The following is a 6,713-nucleotide window of genomic DNA, read 5'->3' as shown; positions in this document are numbered from 1 at the left end:
CGCCGTACACGTTGGTGATGGTCGAATCGCCCGCCGTCGACTGGGTGTCGAACGAGGTGCTGCCGCCCGCCACGTTGACGATGTGCGACGACGCGGCGCTGGTGCCCGTATCGGAGAACGTCGTCTGGCCGCCGTCGGTGTTGAAGACAAACGCGTCGCCCGCGTCCGCGCCGTTATTGAAAACCGTCAAGCCCGGATCGGCATTGACGATGAACGCGTTGCCGGCCGTAGCGCCCGTTCCGGTGAACGTCGTGACGCCGTCATCGCCGTTGAAGATTCTCGAATTGCCGGCCGTCGAGTCGCTCTGGAAGGTCGTGCTGCCGCCATCGGCGTTGTAGATTCTTGCGTGGTCTGCCGTGGAGGTGCTTTGGAAGACCGTCCCGCCGCCATCCGTATTGGCGATGTGCAGGGACTGCGCGCTGGTGTCGGCCTGGAACGTCAGCTGCGGGTTATTGACTCCGGGTATCTGCCCGCCCTTTACCTTTACGTCGCCGGTGCCGAGCGCCCCGGTAGTGCCAACGTTCAGGTTTCCGTACACCGTCGTACCGCCGGTGTAGTCACTGACGCCGGTGAGGGTCAAAGTCCCCCTGCCGCCCTGAATCAGAGAGCCGTCGCCGGTAATGTGATTGTCGACAGTCTGCTGCTGGGTCTGGTCGAATGTCAGGCTGCTGCCATTATCCAGACCGATATCGCCATTCAGTTGCCAGTGCGAGCCTTGCAGCGTCAGCGTATTGGATCCGCCGGTAAATTCGAGCGAATTGCCCGAATTGTCCGCGGTGCCGCCGGCGCCACCGGAGATCGTACCGCTGTTGGTGATGCTGAGGTTCGAGCCAATGATGCCGGCACCGCCCGCTCCGCCTGCGCCATCGGTTCCGGCCAAGAGGCCGCTACCTCCAGCGCCGCCAGCACCGCCAGCGCCGCCCTCAATCTTGCCTGTTGTATTGATAATGGTACTGCCGTCTCCGGCATTGAGACCGGCACCGCCCGCTCCACCATTGCCACCGGTGCCGCCGACAGACAGGCCGCTGCCATTGCCACCATTGCCACCAGCACCGCCGGCATTACCGGTAATCGAACCAGTATTGGTGACCAAGCTGCCATTTCCGACACTCATGCCGGCGCCACCCGCACCACCGTTGCCTCCTGCGCCTCCGGCAGAGATCGGGCCAGTGCCATTGCCACCCTTGCCCCCACTACCGCCAGCGCTACCCGTAGACGAGCCGAAATTGATGACGACACTGCCGGCCCCGCCGCTGGTACCGATACTGCCCGCACCGCCATTGCCGCCCGCGCCTCCGGACAAGGGGCCATTGCCGCCGTTGCCGCCCGCGCCTCCGGCGCCGCTCGCGATCGTACCGCTATTGGTTAAGATCAGGCTGCCGCTGTCGCCGATACCGGCACCACCAGCCCCGCCGTTGCCGCCGTTACCGCCGCTGGCGCCATTGGCCCCGGCGCCACCAGCACCGCCATTGACATTACTATGGCCGCCCAACAAACCGATATTGGTGACATTCAGATTAGAACCGGTTATGCCCGCACCGCCGGCGCCCCCGGTACCGCCAGCACCGCCTGTGCCGGCAGAGCCTCCCGCACCGCCGCTGCCACCGTTGATACTGTTGTCGCTGCCACCGAGCAGGCTGCTATTATTAATACTCAGGTAGGAGCCTTCGATGCCGGCGCCGCCGGCCCCGCCAGTGCCCCCGGTACCGCCTATGCCAGCAGAGCCGCCAGTGCCGCCATTGCCGCCGTCGATGGTATTGTTGCCGCTTAAAATGCCACCTCCATTGGTGACGGTCAGCCGCGAGCCGGAAGACATGCCGGAACCGCTCACGCCGTTGCCCCCCGCGCCGCCGTTCGCTCCAGCGCCGAGGAGGCCGCTGCTGCTGCCGCCGGCACCGCCGCTACCGCCCGCGATACTCGCACCCCCGCTGAAAAAACCGCCGCTCTTGGAGTTGGAGAGAGAGCCACGGCTCGGGTTGGCGATCAATACTCCGCTGCCGCCGTCACCGCCACCGCCACCATGGCTGCCGATGCCTCCATTGCCACCACTGCCACCAGTAATGCTGGAGGAATTGCTACTGTCGCCAGAGACACCTGTAACAAGCGCCCCGTTACCACCAGCGCCGCCACCACCACCCCCGCCGAGGCGTCCGAAGAATGGCACGCTCGAAGCATCGTGTCCCTGGCCTCCATCTTCGCCCGACAGGCTTGAATTAACATATATGGCGCTCTGACCGCCATAGTTACCGTTGTTCCCGCCTTTTCCACCCGAGCCGCCATTCGTCCCTAAGGAGCCGGTACCACCGCTACCACCGGCACCACCGCCCGCGGCGCCACCGCCACCGCCGGCCCCTGCACTCAGGAACCCATTGCTGCCGGGCGATCCAGACGATCCGCTATAGCCATCCCCCCCAGCTCCGCCGGCCGCGCCGCTCAGAGAGCCGCCTGCCCCACCAGCCGCCCAGGCAGGCACCGGCATGGCAGCAACCCCGGCAATGCCGGTAAGAACCGCGCCCGCGGCGAAGACATCTCGCAAAGCGCGCGCCAGCCCGTGCAGGCGCGGAGCCGGATGGCCGGCAGCCGGACTCGTGGCTGCCGATGCCTTGCGCCCGTCGCGCCCCGCAAAATTGCGGGAAGCCGACCGGCTTCCCATATGTGTCGATGAAGCCACCATGCCTTTTTACGCGGATGCCGCCATGGGGGCGACCAGCAGATTCCCAGAGAGCGCGTCCCGTCAAGCTGCCAAACCATTCCGGTCAGCGCATTGACTGCAAACGCCATCACTCCATCGATTTACACTGCCTGGCCCCTTACGGCACCCTCTCCTTGAAATGGGTTACGTTACAAAAGTTAAAATTCAGTTGAAAAGCGCCAAATTTATAAATGGAAAGCTCAGATCAAATACAGGCGTCTGAAAGACTTTTATTGATGAATTTCAGTGAAATAGCAGCTTTAAATCTAAAATTTCCGCACTCTCGAGCGGCACTCCGAACCTCAATAGCGGCATTGATTCTATTTGTAAATTTTAGAAATGACTTTTTAAATTCAGTCAAAACCCTTTGCTGGAATGCCCAAAACGGCAATACAGCAAAAGCCCGCTCGCGGAACCGTCGGCCACATGCCCGCAGATGTTGCTGCGGATTCGTTTCCTGCAGAAATGGGTCGGCTCGGGCTTTCCGGCAATGAGGGAGGCGCCGCAAGAGACCGCCTCGATGGGGCGGTTCGGGGCTGCCGCTGACACTAGGCAGGACTTCAGCCGAGGCGGCGAATGCTGCGCTGTCGACACTTGCCGGAATGCCATGCACTTGTGCGCGGCAGAGCCGCGATCGGGCCGATCCGTGAAGTATTCGGCGGCTGCCCCCGTCGGGCGGCCATGGCCGCATGCAGTACAGTCAGGCGGGGGAGAGCCTGCCGCCCGCTGACTCCGGGCTATCGACGAAGGGGGAAGCGATCATGGGGCGATGGTCATCACGGCGCCGGACGCTTGCCAAGCAGGAAGCACACGGCGCCGGACGCACGCCAATGAACGGGGCCTGCATAAAACGGGGCCTGCATAAGTAAAAACACCCCAAAAGCGTGGATCAACGTCCAGCTTTTGGGGCACAGGTTCACACACAGGCCCGCTTGCAATGACTGCCGGGCGGGCGGCACACTCGCCGCCCGCCCGCTCGCGCTCAGGCGTTCTCGAACTGTGCCGGCCGCCATTTCAGCAGCCAGCTCTCGATGAGCGTCAGGATGTATTCGGCGATCAGGGCCACCACCGCCAGCACGATCATGGCGGCGAACACGCCGCTGGCGTTGAACGCGCCCTGCGCGGTGGCGATCAACAGGCCGATGCCCACACGGGCCCCCAGGAACTCGCCTACCACGGCGCCGACCAGCGCGAAGCCGAAGCTGACGTGCAGGCTGGCCAGGATCCAGCTGAGCGCCGAAGGGATGACGACCTGCGTGGTCACCTGGCGCGGCGAGGCGCCCAGGATCTGCGCGTTGGCGATCATATAGCGGTCGGCCTCGCGCACGCCCTGGAAGGCATTGCCGAACACCACGAAGAACACCATCACCACCGCCAGCGCCACTTTCGAGGCCATGCCCAGGCCCAGCGCAATGACGAACACCGAGCCGAGCACCACGCGCGGAATCGAGTTGGCGATCTTGATATAGATGCTGAAAATGTCGGCCAGGAACTTGTTGCGCCCGAGCAGGATGCCGCAGACGATGCCGCCTATGCCGCCTATGAAAAAGCCGATCAGGGTTTCTTCTAGCGTCACCGCCACCTGCAGCCAGAGCGGCCCCTGCGAGGTGCCTTCCATGCTCCAGTCGTAGATCTGCTTGGCGATCAGCGAGGGTTTGGAATAGAAGAACGGATCGATCCAGTGCAGCGTGGCGGAAATTTCCCAGCCGGCCAGCACCAGTACCAGTATGGCGACGCGCCAGAAGACGATCAGGTTGCGGCGCCTGCGGATCAGGCGCTGCGCCTCGGCCTCGGCCTGCTGCAGGGTGTTCTTCACGGCATGGGCGCGCAGGCTGTCGGCGTCTTGCGCCTGGACTTGAATGTTCATGGTGTTCATTCTCTTAACCGATTTTTACTTCGGCGCGCAGATCGTCCCAGATCTCGCGCGCATAACTGATGAACTTGTCTTCGTAGCGGATCTCGGACATGACGCGCGGGCGCGCCAGCTCGATGTCATAGATCTGCTTGACGGTGGCCGGACGCGCCGACAGCACGATGACCTTGTCGGCCAGGGCGATCGCTTCTTCGAGATCGTGCGTGACGAACACCACCGAGCCGCCGCTGGCGGCCCACAGCTGCAGCAGCTCGTCCTGCATGACGGTGCGCGTCTGCATGTCGAGCGCGCTGAAGGGTTCGTCCATGAGCAGGATTTCGGGGCTGTTGACGAAGGTCTGCGCCAGCGACACGCGCTTGCGCATGCCGCCCGACAATTGGTGCGGATAGTGCATCTCGAAACCCGCCAGGCCGACGCGGCGCAGCCATTCGCGCGCCAGTTCCTTGGCCTTGGCCGGCTTCTGGCCGCGGAACATCGGGCCGGCGGCCACGTTGTCGATGACGTTGCGCCAAGGGAAGATGGCGTCCGTCTGGAACACGAAGCCGATGCGCGGATCGATGCCGTCGACCGGCTGGCCCATCACGCGCACCCGGCCGGTGGTGGGCTTGAGCAGGCCGGTGATCAGGCTGAGCGTGGTCGACTTGCCGCAGCCAGTGGGCCCGACGATGGCGCAGAACTCGCCGCGCGCAACGCTCATGCTGAAGTCCTGCAGGGCTATCGTGGCCTTGCCGTCAGCGGAAATGAAACGGCAAGTGACGTGCTCCATTTCAATGGCGGGTGTTGATGGGTCTGACATGATTCTCTTTGCGGTGCGATGAAGATAAGAAATAGAATGGCGCAAGCCGGCTCGCGCGGCCGGCCTGCGCCGCTGCCGCCACGCTTATTTGGCGGCGTCCACGAAGGCCGTGGTGTAGGTCTTGGACAGATCGATGTGCGCCGCCTTGACCTGCGGCTTGAAGGTCGCCAGCACCTGCAGCACCGTCTCGGGGCCGCCCTTGGGCATGCGGCCGTCGGCGGTGAAGGCCGGCAGCGAGGCCTTCAGGGCCTTGACGTACAAGTCCTTGTTGCCGCCGTAGTAGTCCTTGGGCATCTTGTCGGCGATCTGCTCGGCCGTGTGCGTGTGGATGAACTTCAGGGTCTTGACGAAGGCATTGGCCAGCTTCTGCACCTCGGCCTTGTGGCTGTCGACCCAGGCATTGGGCATGTACAGGCTGGAGGCCGGATACAGGCCGCCCAGCACCTTGGCGGTAGCCGCCGGGTCGCGCATGTCGACCAGCACCTGGCCCTGGCCGCTGGCCACCAGCTGGGTGGCGGTCGGATCGGCGGTGATGCCGGCGTCGATGCGGTTCTGCTGGATGGCGGCGATGAAGGTATTGCCGCCGCCCACCGGCAGTATCGAATACTCGCCATGCTTCAGGCCGGCCTTGTAAGCCATGTACTGGGTCAGGAAGTCGGTGGACGAGCCCAGGCCGGTCACGCCCAGCGTCTTGCCCTTGAAGTCGGCGACGCTCTTGATCTTGCCGGCCTGCTTGGCCGAAACGATCTCGACTTCGGCTGGCACCTGGCAGAACTGCACCACCGATTCCACTTCCTTGCCCTTGGCCTGCAAGTCGATCGAGTGGTCGTAGAAGCCCACCACGCCCTGCACCGCGCCGGCCAGCATCTCGTTCTCGGCGTTCACGCCGGCCGGTTCCGACAGCAACTGCACATTCAAGCCCTCGTCCTTGAAGTAGCCCAGGTTCTCGGTGAGCTTGGCCGGCAGATAGATGATCTTGCTGATGCCGCCCACCATGAGCGTGATTTTTTCGCTGGCCTGGGCCGAGCCCAAAGCGCAGGCCGCCAGCGCGGAGGCGACGGCGGTGTATTTGAAGATGCGGGCAATACGGGACATAAGGGTCTCCTGATTGAATTCCGGTTGGTTCTATAGCCTGGCGTGGGCCGCTGGCGCTGCGCTCATGCCACGGACTCCATGCTAGACAGCGCGACTTTCATCGAGCTTTCGCCGGCCGCCCGAAAACATAGGTGATAACCCCCGACAGGGCTCGAATCGGTCTTTTAGCGCGGCGGCCCAGGCCGATTTTTAAGGTTATATTCAGCCCGCGCGCGAATACTGCCTGCATGCGCCATGCCGGCGCGCGCCGCAGCCGC

4 protein-coding genes and 1 pseudogene are annotated in these 6,713 nt (G+C 63.7%); all 5 read right to left on the bottom strand.

The window, feature by feature from the left end; translation table 11 throughout:
• Positions 1–1,987: pseudogene (locus tag CEY11_RS25415) on the bottom strand (hypothetical protein); the annotation flags it as partial.
• A complete protein-coding gene (locus CEY11_RS25410) occupies positions 1,984–2,175 on the bottom strand; it encodes a hypothetical protein (RefSeq protein WP_158215357.1) in 192 nt (63 codons plus the stop codon). The pseudogene CEY11_RS25415 and the gene CEY11_RS25410, both read right to left, overlap by 4 nt.
• 1,499 nt (positions 2,176–3,674) lie before the next feature.
• Positions 3,675–4,559, bottom strand: coding sequence for an ABC transporter permease (locus tag CEY11_RS17350; protein ID WP_088604655.1), 885 nt, complete (start codon positions 4,557–4,559; stop codon positions 3,675–3,677).
• Between the two features lie 13 nt (positions 4,560–4,572).
• A complete protein-coding gene (locus CEY11_RS17345) occupies positions 4,573–5,361 on the bottom strand; it encodes an ABC transporter ATP-binding protein (protein ID WP_088604654.1) in 789 nt (262 codons plus the stop codon).
• An 84-nt stretch (positions 5,362–5,445) separates the two neighbouring features.
• On the bottom strand, positions 5,446–6,456 hold the full coding sequence (locus tag CEY11_RS17340) for an ABC transporter substrate-binding protein (RefSeq protein WP_088604653.1): 1,011 nt from the start codon (positions 6,454–6,456) through the stop codon (positions 5,446–5,448).
• Between the last annotated feature and the right edge of the window lie 257 nt (positions 6,457–6,713).

Source organism: Candidimonas nitroreducens, assembly GCF_002209565.1.
Taxonomy (GTDB): domain Bacteria; phylum Pseudomonadota; class Gammaproteobacteria; order Burkholderiales; family Burkholderiaceae_B; genus Candidimonas; species Candidimonas nitroreducens.
This window is presented reverse-complemented; position numbering and strand designations above follow the sequence as displayed.